This is a genomic window from Paenibacillus sp. Root52, assembly GCF_001426865.1.
GTDB lineage: Bacteria > Bacillota > Bacilli > Paenibacillales > Paenibacillaceae > Paenibacillus.
Genome location: NZ_LMFO01000012.1, coordinates 268,239 through 286,383, shown reverse-complemented (window position 1 = coordinate 286,383; position 18,145 = coordinate 268,239). Strand labels below are relative to the sequence as shown.

17 protein-coding genes and 2 tRNA genes are annotated in these 18,145 nt (G+C 45.6%); 1 reads left to right on the top strand and 18 read right to left on the bottom strand.

Annotation, left to right across the window (positions count from 1 at the left end; translation table 11 throughout):
• Nucleotides 1-81: 81 nt before the first annotated feature.
• Nucleotides 82-207, bottom strand: coding sequence for a YjcZ family sporulation protein (locus tag ASD24_RS29950; RefSeq protein WP_082560390.1), 126 nt, complete (start codon nt 205-207; stop codon nt 82-84).
• Nucleotides 208-308: 101 nt separating this feature from the next.
• Nucleotides 309-977, bottom strand: a complete 669-nt coding sequence (locus ASD24_RS12785; protein WP_056696219.1) for a hypothetical protein — start codon at nt 975-977, stop codon at nt 309-311.
• Nucleotides 978-1,083: 106 nt separating this feature from the next.
• Here ASD24_RS12785 and ASD24_RS31320 point away from each other — a divergent pair, with 106 nt between their 5' ends.
• Nucleotides 1,084-1,206, top strand: a complete 123-nt coding sequence (locus ASD24_RS31320) for a hypothetical protein (protein WP_268795329.1) — start codon at nt 1,084-1,086, stop codon at nt 1,204-1,206.
• Nucleotides 1,207-1,220: 14 nt separating this feature from the next.
• Here ASD24_RS31320 and ASD24_RS12780 read toward each other — a convergent pair whose 3' ends face one another.
• The 16 genes from ASD24_RS12780 to carB all read right to left on the bottom strand — a co-directional run bounded on the left by ASD24_RS12780 (nt 1,221) and on the right by carB (nt 18,144).
• Complete coding sequence (locus ASD24_RS12780; RefSeq protein ID WP_056696216.1) at nt 1,221-2,774, bottom strand: tetratricopeptide repeat protein; 1,554 nt, start codon at nt 2,772-2,774, stop codon at nt 1,221-1,223.
• A gap of 274 nt (nt 2,775-3,048) precedes the next feature.
• A complete protein-coding gene (locus tag ASD24_RS12775) occupies nt 3,049-3,474 on the bottom strand; it encodes a hypothetical protein (protein ID WP_056696215.1) in 426 nt (141 codons plus the stop codon).
• A 234-nt stretch (nt 3,475-3,708) separates the two neighbouring features.
• Entirely contained in the window at nt 3,709-3,954 is a 246-nt protein-coding gene (locus tag ASD24_RS12770) for a hypothetical protein (RefSeq protein WP_056696213.1), read from the bottom strand.
• Between the two features lie 223 nt (nt 3,955-4,177).
• Complete coding sequence (locus ASD24_RS31030; RefSeq protein ID WP_235540544.1) at nt 4,178-4,348, bottom strand: hypothetical protein; 171 nt, start codon at nt 4,346-4,348, stop codon at nt 4,178-4,180.
• Between the two features lie 74 nt (nt 4,349-4,422).
• Complete coding sequence (locus tag ASD24_RS12760; protein ID WP_056696206.1) at nt 4,423-5,067, bottom strand: hypothetical protein; 645 nt, start codon at nt 5,065-5,067, stop codon at nt 4,423-4,425.
• A 142-nt stretch (nt 5,068-5,209) separates the two neighbouring features.
• Nucleotides 5,210-5,283, bottom strand: a tRNA-Ile gene (locus ASD24_RS12755).
• Between the two features lie 56 nt (nt 5,284-5,339).
• Nucleotides 5,340-5,413 (bottom strand) — tRNA-Met (locus tag ASD24_RS12750).
• 69 nt (nt 5,414-5,482) lie between these two features.
• Complete coding sequence (locus ASD24_RS30750; RefSeq protein WP_186380839.1) at nt 5,483-5,647, bottom strand: hypothetical protein; 165 nt, start codon at nt 5,645-5,647, stop codon at nt 5,483-5,485.
• A gap of 162 nt (nt 5,648-5,809) precedes the next feature.
• A complete protein-coding gene (locus tag ASD24_RS12745; protein ID WP_056696204.1) occupies nt 5,810-7,255 on the bottom strand; it encodes an ABC transporter substrate-binding protein in 1,446 nt (481 codons plus the stop codon).
• A gap of 20 nt (nt 7,256-7,275) precedes the next feature.
• On the bottom strand, nt 7,276-8,139 hold the full coding sequence (locus ASD24_RS12740) for an ABC transporter ATP-binding protein (RefSeq protein ID WP_056696203.1): 864 nt from the start codon (nt 8,137-8,139) through the stop codon (nt 7,276-7,278).
• A 2-nt stretch (nt 8,140-8,141) separates the two neighbouring features.
• A complete protein-coding gene (locus ASD24_RS12735) occupies nt 8,142-11,066 on the bottom strand; it encodes an ABC transporter permease (protein WP_056696200.1) in 2,925 nt (974 codons plus the stop codon).
• Nucleotides 11,066-12,181 (bottom strand): efflux RND transporter periplasmic adaptor subunit, encoded by a 1,116-nt coding sequence (locus ASD24_RS12730; protein ID WP_056696198.1) that lies wholly within the window; start codon nt 12,179-12,181, stop codon nt 11,066-11,068. The genes ASD24_RS12735 and ASD24_RS12730 overlap by 1 nt, the downstream gene beginning before the upstream one ends.
• Nucleotides 12,144-13,076, bottom strand: coding sequence for an ABC transporter ATP-binding protein (locus tag ASD24_RS12725; RefSeq protein WP_235540541.1), 933 nt, complete (start codon nt 13,074-13,076; stop codon nt 12,144-12,146). Before ASD24_RS12725 ends, ASD24_RS12730 begins: the two co-directional genes overlap by 38 nt.
• Before the next feature lie 289 nt (nt 13,077-13,365).
• On the bottom strand, nt 13,366-14,007 hold the full coding sequence (pyrE, locus tag ASD24_RS12720) for an orotate phosphoribosyltransferase (protein ID WP_056696196.1): 642 nt from the start codon (nt 14,005-14,007) through the stop codon (nt 13,366-13,368).
• Nucleotides 14,004-14,744, bottom strand: coding sequence for an orotidine-5'-phosphate decarboxylase (gene pyrF / locus ASD24_RS12715; protein WP_056696194.1), 741 nt, complete (start codon nt 14,742-14,744; stop codon nt 14,004-14,006). Before pyrF ends, pyrE begins: the two co-directional genes overlap by 4 nt.
• Nucleotides 14,745-14,925: 181 nt before the next feature.
• Nucleotides 14,926-18,144 (bottom strand): carbamoyl-phosphate synthase large subunit, encoded by a 3,219-nt coding sequence (carB, locus tag ASD24_RS12710; RefSeq protein WP_056696193.1) that lies wholly within the window; start codon nt 18,142-18,144, stop codon nt 14,926-14,928.
• Nucleotide 18,145: the final 1 nt, after the last annotated feature.

The window sequence follows — 18,145 nt, the reverse complement described above, 5'->3', positions numbered from 1 at the left end:
GTTTACTGTAAATCATAAGGAAAAGCTCCACTGAGATCTCAGCAGAGCTTGGTGTAACCGTCCATTTAGCTTAGTTATAAACTAACACCAGAAAGACTTCGTGATGATGACGAGCAGGATGAAAAGCACCAGAATTGCAGCAGTAGAAGTACACATTCCCTGTCCGATTCCTCCGACATTTCCACAACCGTATCCAACATGACTCATGTGATTGGCCTCCTTTGATTTAAAAGGTATGAGATAACATATGCCAATGCTGAGTAAATGACCGGGCTTCTCCCTATATGCAACGCCCAATCCTCATGGGATCACTCTAACCCCTCCACTTTTATCAAAAAACGTCCTTGCTTCGGTGTAGTTACGGCGTCAGCTCCTTTACGCTCCACTAGAACGACTCGGGTTCGAGTATCATTATGCGATGCAAATACAACCTCACCATCGGAGGATATACAGTAAGCAATTGGAATAGAGGTGTCACTGTCGCGATACGAGCCATCCGCATGACTGGTACCCATCACCATACATTGATTGCGAATAGCGATCGCGCGAGCCACCTCCAGCCATTCATTGTACTGCTCCTCACTGAACATCCCTACCCCGATTGAATGTAAGAGTAGATCAACCCGCTCCTCATCATGCTGAAACCCTTGTAAAACGATCTCATCACACAATAGAGTACTGATCGCCACATCCTGTTGCGTGACAACTACGGCAGGTGTGTACTTCGCTTTCTCCATCACAACCTGCCCATGCTGGTCGATGATAATGGTTCGATCCTTGGGACGCTCATCTAATCTGCGGTGTCCCGATACAATCATCGTTCCGTATGTAGCCGCAAGCCTGCAAGCCTCTTCTACATTCTGGTTCAAGTACCCTTCGGGATACAACAAAATATCCGCATCCGCGTATTCCCTAAGCTCTTTTTCTAATTGTATTAATCCGGGCTCAAGGTTGGGTTGCCCAATAATAATCCTCATTCTCCATCTCCCCCTATAGCAGACAATAATGTATACTTATTCCATAAACTTATATCTACAAAAGTCAATTCACTTCATAACACACTTATATTTTAGGAGGGTTAATATGCGAAAAATTGGAAAGTGGGACAAACTAATTATTGGTGTTCTCTTAGGACTAAGTGCACTGTTCCTCGTTGCTTTAATTTTCTTCTATTGGGTTCTAACTAGTGTATCCTTTGCACCTTAGACAGAACGTAATCATCAGCCTTCCAGACTTTCAAGCAACGAACCAGCCTCTTCATGGTCTGGCTCCAATGCCAGCACTTTACGTGTATACGCTAGAGCTTCTTCTTCCATCTCAAGCTCATAACAGCAAACAGCCAGATCATACAATACATCCGTGTTGAACTTGTCCTTGTCTGACAGCATTGATCGTTCTAGAAAATACTTTGCATCCTCGTACATGTACATCGCATGGAACAATTGCCCTGTTATAAATGACAACTCCCCTTGCTTATCCATCACATAGTATGAAGACCACATGGAATGCATTCCGTGCTGCATATCCATCATTTCTTCATCGGTTGCATCTGGTAGCAGATCAGAAATACGCTCCGCACATAGAATTAGAAACTCTGCATCATAACCACCTAAACGCCAGAAAGGTAGAATTTGTTTGAGCTCCATTCTAGTTACCTGCTGATCGAACCATTCTTTCAAACTAAAGAAATCATCTGGCCCAAAACGTTCAACCTCTCGCAGGTAAGCCAGACGGGTATTTACATAACTTTTAGGCTCTGCGACCATCAGGATACAGCCGACATTAATATCCTTATAATGATGCGTTGTAAAACAAGCTAGGCCTCCTTGCTGCTCCAACGTATACCGAATCGCATGATAGTTCGCCGTCAACGAGAAACTGCCGTGAAGAACAAATTCAGGTGGCTCAGCGAATTTCCAGTACTCTAGCCGGTGATCACCTTTATCTGCTGTAATAAGCATATACCCCGCACTAGATAAAGTCCCCAGTCGTTCAAGACAGGATAGTCCAGCTTCTGGAAACAGAATGTGTGAATCCTCCAACTCATCCTCATACAACGAAATAACATCGCGATAAGGAGACGATTCCGCACTATACTGAGTTGCAAGGCGGTAAGCATAACTAATCTCCATCGCCTTTAATTTCTCTGAGGGTGCAAGATCGACGTGTTCTTCGGCACTAGAGAGTATGAGATCACATTCATAAATCTGTCCTTCACCTACATATAGCAATTCCTGTGGGATACTATCAAAAAAATAATTTGCGATAATAAGCAAAGGCTGCTGCAGATCTCCCGGCTGAATTGTTTCACCTGCAACCATTAGATCTAGCGCAGTATCCTTCATTGCATCAAATAGAGCAAAATCCAACACATCCTGCTGAATATAAGGCTCCATGGACGGATGATTTCTCCACCCCACTACATTCTCCATCACTAAATCTGTCATCACGTAACGAAAAGCAGGCAGTTCCGTTGCTGCATAATCCCGCAATTCAATCAATTTCGTAAGTATCTGAAACGCTAGACGACCTACTCCAGCGCCTAGTTCCAGAATCGTAACCGGCTCCGATGTCTTACCCTTCGCTGCCAAGTCTTGCAAAAAGCCAAATATCATTTCGGCGTACGCCGCTGCAATCATCGGGTTACTAGTGATATATTGCGGAACTTGATTTTCCGTCCACGCATCAAGCCCACGCTGTTCATAGTAAGCACGTTGCCATTCCCACACAGGTGCTTCACTGAAACGGAACCGTTGTCCTTCATTATGCATCATTAATTAACCGCCTTTTATCCATAATTCTTAACGTTCCAAGACTTCACACAGTCTAAGCCAATCAAGCAAATCCCAGTCATGTAAACGTTACACACTGTTATGCATTATATCATAACCAGAATTGCCCCATGTTAAGGTCTCTCTTAAATAAACCAAATCAGTCCTCATATGCAGAAACTTCAGCTATACCAAATAAAAAACCTGCCTATATCAAGGCAGGATCAATCATTAACACAGAGTATTCGTACCCGTAAACGTATGGCGTATAGCTACATTAGTCTGAATACAATACCCCGTCAAAGTTCTCAGGACCTACACGAACTGATCCTAACAAGTTCGAACTTACAAATGCAGTATAAGTCAACTGGGGTGTGATTGGTGGGTTGTAGTCATCCGCAGAGAAGGTAATAATTTGAGGAGCCAATACACTTAAACTAAACGTAGAAGTAGCCGAGTATATAACCGGATCAGTTGACTGAGTTCCTCTGACAATTGTAATCGTGATCCCTACAAGTGCTAATGGCAGCTGTACCGATACTGTACCCTTGAATTGCACCCGCGGATTAGCACCAATGCCTGCAGTGGTTACCAGTCCAATCTGACCAAACAACTGGGGCGTATTCAGAACCAAAATTGGAATGGCAATCGAGTTCGCCAAACTTGCATTCTGCGAAGTTCTCGCATCAATAAATTGACTCATTAAATCTACCTCCTAATACTGGAATACGATAATATATGCGAGATTTATAATATGGCATGGACACTGTTACTAGTTTGCATAAATAAAAAAGATCATCGGGCTTATCACCCGATGACCTTCCGTATCGTCCCTAATCCTTTTGAAGTAGCCACACCGAAGCAGATTAAGCTATTTATCCCTACCCCAGCAGCAAACTTGCACTTTTACAGGCGCTCCTGTCGTGATGTCTCTTTGTTACTTGGATGAATAAACCTTCTCTTGTTCTTCGTTTCTGTCACCTGTATGACCATTATTCGTATCCATTTTATCCTGCAGAACTTGGATATCTTTACGAAGATTAGAGATTTCTTTTTGTACACCACCCGAGCTCTTCCTAACTCTTGAAATGATTAAATAGACTATAAATACAATGACTGCGACAAACAATACTAAAAGTAATAATCCTGGCAAACCTACTGCACTTGCACTACCGCTGTTCATGTATCCAACCCCACTTCATGCTAAATTATAACAATTATATCATATATCTCAATAATTATAGTTATTAGTCTCTATCATCCAGGCTCTTTCAAAAGGTAATGACTTTATAATTGGAACTATTTCAAATAATTCCCGTATATAAAATATACATCACTACCGAGGGGGTGACCGTAATATTAATGATTATATTGGGCGTGATCGTCATTGCACTCTCCCTATACGACTATAAAAACCCTAACTCCAAAATATCACAGTTTTTCAGTCGTATTTCACGTACAGAAAGCAACGTACATAACTCCCAAACAAGTGGAATCATAGGCATAAGCTCAGGTGTTATCTTCATCATGATCGGTGTGATCGCCATTTTATTGCCTTTACTATAAGAAGAATCCATTCACTTGTTCCAAGGTGGACACTGGTCAGATATGCCAGTGTTCTTTTGGTATGTAGGCCTATAAATGAACAAGGTTAGTTAAAAAAATGATTAATCCCCGATTGACCCGCATCTACAGAGAGTTCCTCTAACAATTGAATCCACATTTTATTGTTAATCATATCGTTCCAATCAACATCACTGACACCCCTTGCTGTCGCTTCAGGCACGTATTTTTTTACTATTTCTGACCACTGGTTGTTCAGTTCTCGTATTTCTGCTATCTTCTGACTTTGCACCGCATCTAGTGAAATGGTCGTTTCGATTAGGCTGCAGTCCCCGAGGAGATCATTGCCAATAACAGATCGTGCCAGAAAAAAGGTTATATCCTGAGCAACATTTCCTAGTACAGGATTGATATCCGCATTGTTCACTTTATTTAGATGTAACGCTGCGTTCAGTAAATGATTATATTTAGTACTCACAGTTGTGAAATTGGCACATAGGTTGGTTGCATGTTCTGGTAAAAGGTTCTCCCCTTCACTTAAATTATATTGCTGAAGTATCTCAACATTGGCCAAAATCGCTGTGACCAATGCCGATAAAGATTCACTTAGCTGAGTAGATATAAATTTTTCATATCTTTGATTCTCCTGAACAGTTTTATACAAAAGAAACATGCAGATCAGTAATAACATCGAAGTAACCGCTATCATTATAGCACAGCGCTTATTGCTCATTCCCCAACTTCACCTCTCACATCAATTAATGTAAACAACTTCAGCACATTTTGAAGGGAACTTATTCCACCTTACACTCACCCTAATTAAATCACAACTGAAAAGAAAAAAACCTTGCTACATAAGCAAGGTTTCAAAAGTATGGGCCCTACAGGACTCGAACCTGTGACCAATCGGTTATGAGCCGACCGCTCTAACCAACTGAGCTAAGGGCCCTCGACATAATGTATAACGTTCAGATGATGGCTGTAAATCATCTAATAAAAATTAAATTGCGGGGGCAGGATTTGAACCTGCGGCCTTCGGGTTATGAGCCCGACGAGCTACCGGGCTGCTCCACCCCGCGTCAGTTAAAATGTAAAACAGCGACTTAATTAATATACATTATATTCACCCAATAAGTCAAGGGGTAATGTTAGGGAATAAATCGTACACCATATCGTCCTTTACGGGAACGGTATACCTCCACTTCAGCAGGTTCATTGTGACCATAGATCCATCCATCCTGCTCTAAACGTTTGGCAAGGCAGCCTGCCTGAAACTTGGTTGCATATAACTTACTGAAATATATCCAATGCATGCTGCTCGTCCTTTCTTCGTTGTGATGTATCCTGCACCTCTTCTTGTAGGTTGCCCCAATTCAAGTAAAAATAGCCGCCGAAGAAATTATTCTTCAGCGGCTTATTAAGGAAGGCATGCTCCTGAAGTTAGCTTACACATTCTTCAGAACAAATGACGAGCGTTAGAATGTTGCTTTTGGATCTTTCTTCAGCTTCTCAAGCATTTCATTACCTTTGGCTGCCCACTCACCGAGCGCTTCTTTTGGTGTTTTCTTGTTATCAAGAACCTGATTGAAGTACTCCATTCCTTTGTCACTTACCTGCCAGAGATTAGGCATCTTTTGATACAGTTTATCCAGGTTGTTATTCGTTGGTGGAACAGGCTTCAACGTGTAGAACGCTTGGATATTATAGTCTAAACCTTCTTTCGGTTTAATAAAGCTTTTCCGGGATACCATCTCGTAGCTGCTGCGTGCTTTGATTTTTGCCCAGTCCTCACTGTTCATATACTTGATTAATTCCCAGGCATCATCCGGATTTTGAGCCGAACTATTGATGGACATCAAACTGCTCAAATAGATATTGCCTCCAATTTCAGGAGCTTCAGGGTGAACCGGTGGTGTAACCACATCCCATTCTACCTTTGTGAATCCTTCCATTTTATCCGCATTTTTATTGGCATCAATGAGTTGGTTAATATAGCTGTAGTCGCCGATAACCATCGCTGCTTTGCTGCTGAGGAACAGATCGCCCTGAAGCGGATTATATCTTCCGTTTGGATCCTGATCCTGCGGTTCATCGCCTTTAGGAATGATTTTGTCGATAGCCAGCTTGCTAATTGTACTCCATACTTTTTCCCATTGTGGTGAATCAACAGTCATTTTCTCTGCTTTATCATCAAATATTTTCAGTTGTAGAGAATTATAATACTGCTGCATGGAATAGTATGGTGAGCCACCTTGATACGTACTGAAGGAGAAGCCAAACACATGGTCTTTGTCCTCACCTTTGGTCATACGAGTCGCCAGGTTCAGAATATCATCCCAAGTCATATTATCTGTTGGTGGCTCTACGCCTGCCTTCTGGAACATTCCCTTGTTATAAAACAGCGCAGAAGAGGAGAACGTTGGCGTCAATGCATAGATGCTTTGGTCTCCTAGATCCTTAATGCCCTCCAGTACACTTGGCACAATATCCGTTGTATCAAATTTGTCTTCTTGCATCAACGGATCCAACTGCTTCAGCATATTTTCCTGAATCAAGGACTTAACGGTAGCTGTATCCGCAACAATAACGTCGACTGGATTATCACCAGTCATAATTTTCTTCAGGCTCTCAACCGTATCGGGAATCTCCTGATTCTCCCCCTGCATTCCAAAACCATAACTGCTCTGTTCAACCGCAGGAACGACTTCAACCGTGATATTCGGATGTGTCAATTCAAACGCATCTGTAAACTGTTGGCGGAAGTAACTGTCATCTTGACCGCCCCATAGTGTTGCTACGCGTAATACACGCTGTTCCGTGTCCTTAGCCTCACTTGCCGTACAGCCTGCTAACAGAGGCAAAGCTAGACTCGCAGTCGCCAAGACAGCGAGCACCCGTTTTCCCCACAACCTGTTCTTCATCTCCCAATTCCCCCTATTCATTATCTTGGCGGTGTAATCACAATACGTTCACCGTCAAATTCCAATGTAGCCCGATTGTCGATGGATAAGGCCTCCAGATACTCCTTAGGTACCTGCAGACGTCCTGCACGGTCAATAATGACAAATGCTTCATGTATATCCTGAGCACCCATCTGTGATAAGCCTTGATCATCATCCAAGTTCGGGTTACGTTTCACAAACTCCGTACTCGTCAGTCCATCACGGATCGCAACTATGCGATCCACCTTACCTGCAAGCGTTAAGTCATGCGTAACAATGACAATCGTGACGCCTAGTTCTTTGTTCATTTTGCGGAAAATCCCCATAATGGTGTCACAAGTCTCGGAATCCACTGATCCCGTAGGTTCATCGGCAAGCAGCAGCTTAGGTCGGTTTGATAGAGATATCGCGATAGCAACCCGCTGCTGCTCTCCACCTGACAACTGATGCAGCTTGTTGTGCATCCGATCTTTGAGCCCCACCCACTCTAATAGTTGCATGGCATAGGCACGATCGCGCTTACCACCAAGAATCATAGGTGTTTCCACATTTTCAAGTGCCGTGAGATAAGGCAGTAGGTTTCGACCATTGTTTTGCCAGATGAAACCTACCGTATGACGTTTGTACTCAACGAGTTGCGCATCCGTCATCTTGAGCAGATCCCAATCGCCTACAACGGCTGTGCCTGCTGTTGGACGATCCAGTCCACCCAGAATATTGAGCAACGTTGATTTCCCGCTACCACTATTACCGATGATCGCCATCATCTCACCTTGGTTAACCGTCAAATTGAGACCTTGAAGGGCAACGACTTCCACATCGCTGGATTTAAAAATTTTCACAAGTCCTTCGCATTGGATCACGTTTACCTCTCCTCTCCCATTTTGACCGCCTGGTGTACCCGTAGTCTACGAATCTGCCACAGCAGCATCGTAGCCCCAATAATGAGCATAACGACGGTCACGCCATACAGTTGCAACATGTCCTTCTCTTCAAACACTATTCGGAATGGTGGCACCTGCGCAGATACATTATCTGTCGTTTGTAGAAATGGTAAGAATAGACGACTCGATACTTGACCAATTCCAATGCCTAGAAGAATCGATAAGCCTGCAGTGAACACCTGCTCTAGTAACAACATCCCACTTAATTGAGCCCGAGATAAGCCCATCGCGCGCAGAACGCCGAACTGTACGACACGTCCTGAGAGGTTGAAGAACCAGTACAGAATATAACCAATCAAAGATATAATGACCGATACAAGGAAGCCGAGACTCAATATACCGAATACGCCGCCCCGTGATGGATGTTTCCCCTGAGTTACCAGTTCGGTACGCACATCACGGACAGATGATAGCTCAATACCTTCTGCCGCAAGTTTTTCCATCAGTGGTGCAACTTTGGCATCCGGCTTCATCTTCAGCCAGACTTCATAAGGAATCAGTGGTACTTGATCATAGATATAATCCAGATTCGCAATAAAGAACGGTGTCTGATCTGGATACTGTGCAGGCCAGTATGGAAGGATGCCGAATATAACAAATTCAATCGCTTGACCTTGCACACCAATGGAGACTAAATCCCCGGTCTTGAGCTTATACTTATCAGCAAATTTGGAGGAAACCAGTACAGCTCCTTCATACTTACCGAGCAAATCAAGATACTTATAAGGATGTGCAGGGAAAAGATCGTTACGGAACCAGCCTACTTGGGCAAAATCCACATTATCAATCCCTACGAGCATCCCCTGTCCACCTGATTTTCCAGACACGATGATGTTCCCCTTGGTCTGCATCACCCTTGCTGCATGCTCTACTCCCTCTAAACTGCGGAACACTTCAAAGGGTGGCTCAGAATAGATCACTTTGGTCGGTTGTGAACCTCCCCCAGGAGCACCTCCACCCCCACCAGCGCCACCGCCTCCACCTGGTGCGCCTCCACCAGCAGAGCCTCCGCCACTGTTGCCGCCTCCTTGCTGCCCTCCACCTGAACCGCCACTTTGGCCGGAACCTTGCGGGGTCACTTCAGGAGAACCTTCCCATACCGTCTGCATGATGACATCCGTTCCGTATCGGTATAGTGTACGTTCAGTAGAGTTCAGGTCAATGGTTCTGGCTGCGGCGGAATTATATACGCCAAGTCCCAAGGTCAGAACTAGCAATATCATCAACGGATAGTAGGAAGACGACGAGCGCGAGAGTTGCGTCAGCGTCAGATATAGTGGAACCGGTAAAAATTTCTTGCCCATCCACTGAATCAGCTTCAAGATCCACGGGAATATCCGTAGGAAGAATAGACCCAGCGCAAAAATGGCAAGTGCAGGCACAAAGAACAAAAACGGTTGCACTTGCAGTTGATCTGTGGTCATGCCCGTCTGGAAGGTCAGCATCTGTCGTTCATAAAACAGATAATATCCATATCCGGCAAGTCCAAGCAGAACAACATCGAGGAACCAGCGCTGCCAGACTGGGGCACGATCCGTCCGCGCCTGCCTTCTCTTCGCTGACACAATCGTAGCGCGCGCATACGTAATCGCAGGAATTAGAGACGCTATGATTGCCACAAGAACAGCTACAAGCCCTAAGAGAATCGCTTCCTTCGATACACCAATCGGGATTGACTTCCGATCCACGAAGGAAAGGAAACCACTCGCCGAACCAATACTCTTTGCCATAAACCACCCGAGCAATGGACCTACAATTAAGGCAATAGCGCCAAGGAAAATTCCCTCTAACAGATATAATGAGAAAATTTGTCTTGCAGAAGCACCACGACTGCGAAGAACTGCAATGTCACTTTCCTGCTTCTGGAGTGATTGTCTTGCATTCATTGCAATAAAGTAAAAGACCATTGCAATCATGGGTGCTGCAAGAGTAAACAGCATCGTCTGCAACTGTAGGCTCTGACTTCGGAACTGTTTCAACAAATCACCGAAGGTGATATCTACCTTTGTATCCTTTAGCCGTTGATACAGATCAATATCAAGTCTCTCCAGCACAGAAGAAAGCCCCGAGATCTGGCTGGTCTGAATGTCTTTCAGATCAAACGCATAATACCATCGTGAGTTCTGAAGCGGAATTCCTTTTTCCTTGAGCAAAACATCATTAAATACGGATTCATCGATGTAAAGTCCATTCATCATGCTATCGAATCCCTGCACCCAATACGGACTGCTTGTATCGTCTGCTGTGAAGGCACCCGTAATCTTCACGCGGAGCGTAATGTCCAAACCACTGTACACGGGATATTCAAGAATATCTCCAATGTGTAGATCGTTTCGATACATGCCTTCTTCCAGCATTACCGCTTCAATGATCCCATCCTTCACCTGGTTACCAGGCTTAAGTCCTGTCGAATAGCTGACCTGCGCATCCAAGCCAGACATCGTTCCCAGGCTCATGCTACGCACCCGGCTTGCATCTACTTTAGTTGGATCCTCTGGATTAACCTCAGTACTGCGAATAGAACGAGAGTTCACATACGTATGGAAGGGGAAACCAATATCACGCGGCACATCCTCACGGATATACCGATCCACTTCTTCCAAACCAAGTGTATCTGTCTTCACTCCACCAGGAGCCTGGTAACTCATCAGCAATGAACCTGCTGGCAAACCTTCGCTATTGTCCTGTAAGGTCTGGGCTACAACTCGCTTCAGCGCACCATCGGCATACATCGGAATACTGACGGTGAACGCAACCGCCACGATTAATCCAATCAGTGTGCTGAAGGTCATCCAGCGAGTGTTCCACATTTTGCGGAACAGCAGCCGAAGCAACGGCAGCCCCATTAGCGACCCACTACTTTCTGTCCAACGGTAAGGCCTTTCAGAATCTCTACATCTGTAGACGTCTGCTGGCCAACCTCAACATCCACTTCTCGTTTGCTACCATCGTTCTCTACAACCTGGACATAGGTTCTTGATCCAATGGAACGAAGAGCCGACACTGGAATAACAACTGCGTCCTTGGTACGCTGCGTTACAATGGATACCGTAAGCGGTGTACCGCGTTCAACGCCCTTAGGCAGTTTCGCCAAGGAAACGATCACATATTGATCAAGTGATTCTTTTGCCGGAGGTGTATTGGTGTCTCCTGAACTTCCCCCACTACCACTTCCACTGTCCGAAGATTGCGCAGTTGGCATAACTTTAATAACTCCAGAGACCTTACCTGCGCCATTAATATCAACGTCTGCTTTCATGCCTACAGAGAATTTCTCAAGATCTTCTTTGGCAAACGTAGCTGCAACGACGAGATTCGAAGTATCAGCAATCGTGGCAATCGGATCATACGCCTTGACAGCAGCACCCTTTTCCACCTGAACGGCAATGACTGTTCCCCCGAATGGAGCTGTTAGAGTCGCTTTCCCCAACTGCTCCTCCAGATCAGCCAATTCCTGACGCAGCTCTTCAAAAGCAATGGTGGCTTCTTCGAACTCCACAGGATCCATCTCATCCCGCTTACGCAGCGTTTCCTTCATCTGTACCTCAGCTTTGCGAATCTGAAGGTTCTTCGCCCGAATTTCCTTCTCCACGCTCTCCACATCAAGCACAGCAATAAGCTGACCCTTTTTGACTTTATCGCCTGGTTTCACATTCAGCTCTTTCACATGCATACCGTCCAGCGTAAAATACACCTTTTCTTCCCTCTGACTCATCATTTTACCGCTACCGCTTACTTTCTTCTCCAGTGTCTCGGTCCGGACTTCATATTCCGGCTTTTTGGAGATCGTTGGCGGTGTAATTGGCGGAAGCACTTCCTCCTCTGTCTCTGCCGGTAACAAAGAACATCCCGACATCGTTGCAACAACTATCGCACTAAGCACGATAAGCGCTGCACGTTTCCCCTTCTTCGTAGCGGCAGCTTTACTTAATAAATCTGCCGTCCGCCATTTCATAAACATGGTCCGCAACCTCCAGAATTGTAGGATCGTGTGTAGTCATACATATCGTTACTTGTTCTACTTCAATAATATTGCGAAATACAGCCATAACCTGTGCACCCATCTTGGAATCCAGTTCAGCTGTCGGCTCATCTGCAAGCAACAATCTCGGTCGATGTGCAATGGCTTTAGCAATCGCAACCCGCTGCTGCTCCCCTCCGGACATCTCAAATGGTCTGTGCTTCACCCGTTTGGTCAGACCAACTAGATCCAAACAATGACCTACTCGTTCTTTCCATTCCGAGCGAGGCACATCTGCCATTCTTAGCGACAACTCTACATTTTCCCAAGCAGATAATAACGGCATAAGGGCATACGCCTGAAAAATAAATCCGATTTCCCTACGCCGTAACGCTGTCCGTCGCCTGTCACCCCAATCCTGCAGAGGCTGCCCGGAGAATAGGATATCACCGCTAGAAGGCTGATCCAGCCCACCAAGCATATTAAGAAGTGTTGTTTTACCAGAGCCAGAGCGACCTTTTAACATCACAAGCTGCTGTGGGTTAACTTCCATGTCAATGCCTTTGAGCACATGTATAATTCGGCTGCCTGTCTGAAAACTACGATGCACATTACGTACTTCCAGCACAGGCCCATCATATGGAGGCAACAGATCCCGCTTCTTCACAGGTTTCGGCTTCTTGTCTTGAGCAGCAACTGCCAGTTCGGCGGAACTAGATTCGTTCTGTTTAGTGAGAATCTCATCTGAGAGGTTCTCCTCCACCGGAATCTTCGCTTCGCTTATGTACGTTTGATCCTGCTGCTGGGCAGACTCCGGCTGCTCTGCTCCCTCAATATCATGCTTATCCCCTGGCTGACTTTTGGCAGATTTAATTTTGGAAAATAACTTCTTCATGCCAGCAATCACACTCATCCTCTCTTTACATTCCGCTCATTTCATGAAGACTCTAAAACTAGAAATCTATTCCATACTACACTGCATTATAAACGACGAATCACAACTAAAAGTTACAAGCTTTTTACAACGTTCCGGAGAAAAAGTTAATATTCTATAGAGAACAACAAAAAAGCACCCCAAAGTGCGGGATGCTTCATACGGAACGGTGGAATTTGCCTGTACATCAACAATCGTTACAATTTTGATACCGTTCATGCAAGGACTGCATATTTATGCCTGTATGATATTATTTACCAAATAAAGAAGGATCTTCACGCCAAGATTTAAGCAAGGCAAAGTCGCTTTCTTGAATCGTTCCTTGAGCCAAAGCCACATCCATCAATGCTGTATAATTGGACAGAGTTTGCAGTGGAATCCCTGCTTCCTCAAAGGCTTTGATACCCTTATCCAACTGGTAGCTGAAAATAGCGAGCACGGCGAGCGGTGTTGCGCCAGCGGCTTGTACAGCTTGTGCAGCTTTAATGGAGCTTCCACCCGTTGAGATCAGATCTTCGATGACTACGACCTTCTGTCCTTCCTGGATCAGACCTTCAATCAGGTTTTCTTTACCATGTCCTTTGGCTTTATCACGAATGTAGGCCATTGGCAGGTTCAGCTTCTGGGCTACCCATGCAGCGTGAGGAATACCTGCTGTAGCTGTACCGGCAATCACTTCTGCTTCTGGATACTGTTCACGAATGATCGTTGCAAAAGCTTCAGCGATGTCCTCCCGAATCTCAGGATAGGACATGGTCAGACGGTTATCACAATAAATTGGTGATTTGATGCCAGACGTCCATGTAAAAGGTTGCTGCGGACGCAGTGCTACCGCTTTGATTTTCAACAATTGGGAAGCAATATGATTCGGAATCTCGTTAAGTGTAATCATGCGTTTAACATCTCCTTCAAAATAGCCTCTGCCGCTTCACGCGGATTCGGGGCAGCTGTAATCGGTCTTCCTACGACGATGTAATGACTACCTCTAGCAATCGCTTCTCCAGGAGTCAACACACGTGTCTGATCTCCTAGACCGCTTCCTGCTGGGCGAATACCCGGAGTGACGGTGTGAAACCCACTTCCACACGCCGCTCGAATCGCTGGTACTTCCAAAGGAGAAGCTACAACACCATCTAACCCTGATTCATGGGCGAGACTGGCATAACGGACAACCGTCGCTTCCACTGAGCCGTCAATGCCGATTTCCGCATTCATCGTTTCTTGGCTTGTACTGGTAAGCTGCGTAACCGCAATGATCTCTGGTCTAGTGAGTGAAGCGTCAGCCAACAGTGCAGCTTCTGCACCTTCACGAGCTGCTCGCATCATGGCCGTTCCTCCGGCAGCGTGAACGTTGAACATATCCACCCCAAGACGAGTGATGCTCTCCGCACCTCCACGCACAGTATTCGGAATGTCGTGCATTTTGACATCAAGGAATACGGAGTATCCTTTGGCCTTCAACTCTCGAATGAAGTCTGGCCCTGCTGCGTAGAACAACTGCATACCAACTTTGAGGTAACAGGGAATTCCCTCAAGCGCCTGTACAAGCTCCTTAGCTTGCTCTGCTTCAGGATAGTCCAGTGCAACCATTAAACGTCCTGCCATTTGGTTGAAATCAGGATGGTTCATTTCGCAGCAACTCCTCTGCCTGTAAGGCTTATTTTTGTTGTTTTTGCCCGATATAAAGGACATCCCGCCAACCCAGAGGTTGACTGATGTCCTTCATCAGTGACAAATCGTCTTATTAGAGGTTGTTCAAAAAGTCCGCTTCTTCTTGGTACTGAGAATCGTCCTTTTTGAACTCGCACTTTTAGTTTACAAAGGCTGGCATAGCCTCAGAGGAGAAGTTGATTGTTTCCAGCATTTTCAGCAGGGCACTAATCGTATCCAATGAAGTCATGCACACAATACCGTTCTCTACCGCTTCACGGCGGATTCTGAATCCGTCACGCTGTGGTGTTTTACCTTTGGTCAATGTGTTGAACACGAAGTTCGCTTCACCACTGCGGATCATATCCAAAATGTTCGGTGAACCTTCGCTTAATTTGTTTACTCTCGTTACCGGAATGTTGGCTGCTTCGAGAGCTGCCGCTGTTCCGCCTGTAGCCATAATTTTGTAACCCAATCTGTAGAAGCCTTCGAGCAATGGCACTGCTTCATCTTTGTCTTTGTCCGCTACAGTAACTACAATGGCTCCCGTAGCCGGAATTTTCATACCTGCTCCGATGAGACCTTTGAACAACGCTTTGGCATAATTCGGATCACGGCCCATTACTTCACCTGTAGATTTCATCTCAGGACCAAGCGTTGGTTCTACACGACGCAGCTTCGCGAAGGAGAACACTGGAACCTTAACCGATACATGATCTGTTTCAGGCCAGAGACCATCCACATAACCCAAGTCTTTCAGTTTCACACCAAGAATAGCTTGTGTTGCCAGGTTAGCCATCGGAATGTTCGTTACTTTGCTCAAGAACGGTACCGTACGGGATGAACGTGGATTCACCTCAATGACATACACTTGGCCATCATGGATGACAAACTGGATGTTGACCAGGCCAATGGTTTTCAATTCTTTCGCAATTTTGATTGTAATTTCTACAATCTTCTCTTTCAGATCTTGGGACAGGTGTTGTGGCGGATATACCGCGATGGAGTCACCAGAGTGCACCCCTGCGCGTTCGATATGCTCCATGATTCCTGGAACGAGAACCGTTTCACCATCACAGATCGCGTCTACCTCTACCTCTTTACCCAGCATATAACGGTCAATTAGTACCGGATGCTCTGGATTGATCTTAACCGCTTGCTCCATATATGTCAGCAATTCAGCATCGGAGTATACAATCTCCATTGCTCGACCACCAAGCACGTACGAAGGACGAACGAGTACTGGATATCCCAGACCTTGAGCTGTTTCTACTGCATCATCCACTGAAGTGACTGTTTTACCTTTCGGCTGTGCAATCTCTAGACGAGAGAGCAGGCGCTCGAACTTCTTACGGTCCTCCGCTTCATCGATGCTTTCAAGATCCGTACCCAGGATGGTTACACCTGCATTACGCAGTGGTGCTGCGAGATTGATTGCCGTTTGGCCACCGAACTGTACGATTACGCCCACTGGCTGTTCTTGTTCGATTACGTTCATGACATCCTCGAAGAACAGTGGCTCGAAGTACAGACGATCTGATGTATTAAAGTCCGTAGACACCGTCTCCGGGTTGTTGTTGATAATAACTGCTTCGTAGCCTGCTTTTTGCAGAGCCCACACCGCATGTACTGTGGAATAGTCAAACTCAATCCCTTGACCAATCCGGATTGGACCGGAACCAAGTACAACTACTTTTTTCTTGTCCGAAGGAAGGACTTCATTCTCTGTTTCGTAAGTCGAGTAATAGTAAGGCGTTGTTGCTTCGAACTCGGCCGCACATGTATCTACCATTTTGTATACCGGACGAAGGTTTTCTTCTTCACGGCGCGATCTAACCTCTGCTTCTGTTGTCAATGTGCCTCCAGGTTGACCCTGAGCACGCAATTCAGCAATCGCACGATCCGTGAATCCAAGGCGTTTCGCTTGGTATAACGTTTCGGATGATAGTTCGGACTCTTCACGAATAGTATCCTCGAATTTAATTAGACCTTCAATTTTGTCCAAGAACCACCAGTCAATCTTCGTCAGATCTTGAAGTTGTTGCAGAGTATATCCTCTGCGGAACGCCTCAGCAATCAAGAACATACGCTCATCGTCCGCTTTGATCAGACGCTCGTTCAGCGTTGCTTCATCAAGCGTTTCTGCCTCTTTCAGATAGAGACGGTGTACGCCGATTTCGAGGGAGCGAACAGCTTTATGAATGGATTCTTCAAACGTCCGTCCAATCGCCATAACTTCGCCCGTTGCTTTCATCTGTGTACCAAGCTTCCGGTTAGCTGATGTAAACTTGTCGAACGGCCAACGAGGAATCTTGCTTACGATGTAATCGAGTGTAGGCTCAAAACAAGCGTAAGTTTGACCTGTTACCGGGTTTACGATCTCATCCAATGTGTATCCCATAGCAATTTTGGCAGCCATTTTGGCAATTGGATAGCCCGTTGCTTTGGAAGCAAGCGCGGATGAACGGCTTACCCGTGGATTAACTTCGATAACATAGTATTGGAAGCTGTGTGGATCCAGTGCGAATTGTACGTTACATCCACCTTCGATGTTGAGGGCACGGATGATTTTCAAGGAAGCCGAACGCAGCATTTGATATTCACGATCAGACAACGTTTGACTTGGTGCCACTACGATACTGTCGCCTGTATGAACGCCAACTGGGTCAAAGTTTTCCATGTTGCAGACTACGATACAGTTATCGTTTTTGTCTCGCATAACTTCATACTCGACTTCTTTCATGCCAGCAATGCTTTTCTCAACCAAACATTGCCCGATTGGACTGTAACGAAGACCTGCTGCTACTGTTTCGCGCAATTCTTCTTCATTTGCACAGATTCCGCCGCCTGTTCCACCCAGAGTGTAGGCAGGACGAACAATGATCGGATAACCAATCTCATTGGCAAAATCCAGTGATTCTTCCAGTGTTGTTACAATTACGCTCTCAGGTACAGGCTGCTCCAGTTCACGCATCAGGTCACGGAACAAGTCCCGGTCTTCTGCTTTTTCGATCGAAGTTAGCTGTGTACCCAGCAATTTCACGTTCTCACGTTCCAGTACACCTGCACGCGCAAGTTCAACTGCCATGTTCAAACCAGTTTGACCACCCAGTGTTGGCAACAATCCATCTGGACGCTCTTGACGGATGATTTGAGTTACGAAATCCAATGTGATTGGTTCGATATATACTTTGTCAGCCATGTTTGTATCGGTCATGATCGTTGCAGGGTTGCTGTTGATGAGGACAACTTCCACGCCTTCTTCTTTCAACGCCTGGCAAGCTTGCGTACCGGCATAGTCGAACTCGGCCGCTTGACCGATGACGATTGGTCCGGAACCAATCACCAGGATTTTTTTGAGGTCTTTGTTAATTGGCATG

Bases quoted from the DNA above. Each gene is read 5' to 3' on its own strand.
- ASD24_RS29950 (WP_082560390.1), bottom strand. From the start codon at position 207: ATGAGTCATGTTGGATACGGTTGTGGAAATGTCGGAGGAATCGGACAG.
- ASD24_RS12785 (WP_056696219.1), bottom strand. From the start codon at position 977: ATGAGGATTATTATTGGGCAACCCAACCTTGAGCCCGGATTAATACAA.
- ASD24_RS31320 (WP_268795329.1), top strand. From the start codon at position 1,084: ATGCGAAAAATTGGAAAGTGGGACAAACTAATTATTGGTGTTCTCTTA.
- ASD24_RS12780 (WP_056696216.1), bottom strand. From the start codon at position 2,774: ATGATGCATAATGAAGGACAACGGTTCCGTTTCAGTGAAGCACCTGTG.
- ASD24_RS12775 (WP_056696215.1), bottom strand. From the start codon at position 3,474: ATGAGTCAATTTATTGATGCGAGAACTTCGCAGAATGCAAGTTTGGCG.
- ASD24_RS12770 (WP_056696213.1), bottom strand. From the start codon at position 3,954: ATGAACAGCGGTAGTGCAAGTGCAGTAGGTTTGCCAGGATTATTACTT.
- ASD24_RS31030 (WP_235540544.1), bottom strand. From the start codon at position 4,348: ATGGATTCTTCTTATAGTAAAGGCAATAAAATGGCGATCACACCGATC.
- ASD24_RS12760 (WP_056696206.1), bottom strand. From the start codon at position 5,067: ATGAGCAATAAGCGCTGTGCTATAATGATAGCGGTTACTTCGATGTTA.
- ASD24_RS30750 (WP_186380839.1), bottom strand. From the start codon at position 5,647: ATGCATTGGATATATTTCAGTAAGTTATATGCAACCAAGTTTCAGGCA.
- ASD24_RS12745 (WP_056696204.1), bottom strand. From the start codon at position 7,255: ATGAAGAACAGGTTGTGGGGAAAACGGGTGCTCGCTGTCTTGGCGACT.
- ASD24_RS12735 (WP_056696200.1), bottom strand. From the start codon at position 11,066: ATGGGGCTGCCGTTGCTTCGGCTGCTGTTCCGCAAAATGTGGAACACT.
- ASD24_RS12730 (WP_056696198.1), bottom strand. From the start codon at position 12,181: ATGTTTATGAAATGGCGGACGGCAGATTTATTAAGTAAAGCTGCCGCT.
- ASD24_RS12725 (WP_235540541.1), bottom strand. From the start codon at position 13,076: ATGAAGAAGTTATTTTCCAAAATTAAATCTGCCAAAAGTCAGCCAGGG.
- pyrE (WP_056696196.1), bottom strand. From the start codon at position 14,007: ATGATTACACTTAACGAGATTCCGAATCATATTGCTTCCCAATTGTTG.
- pyrF (WP_056696194.1), bottom strand. From the start codon at position 14,744: ATGAACCATCCTGATTTCAACCAAATGGCAGGACGTTTAATGGTTGCA.
- carB (WP_056696193.1), bottom strand. From the start codon at position 18,144: ATGCCAATTAACAAAGACCTCAAAAAAATCCTGGTGATTGGTTCCGGA.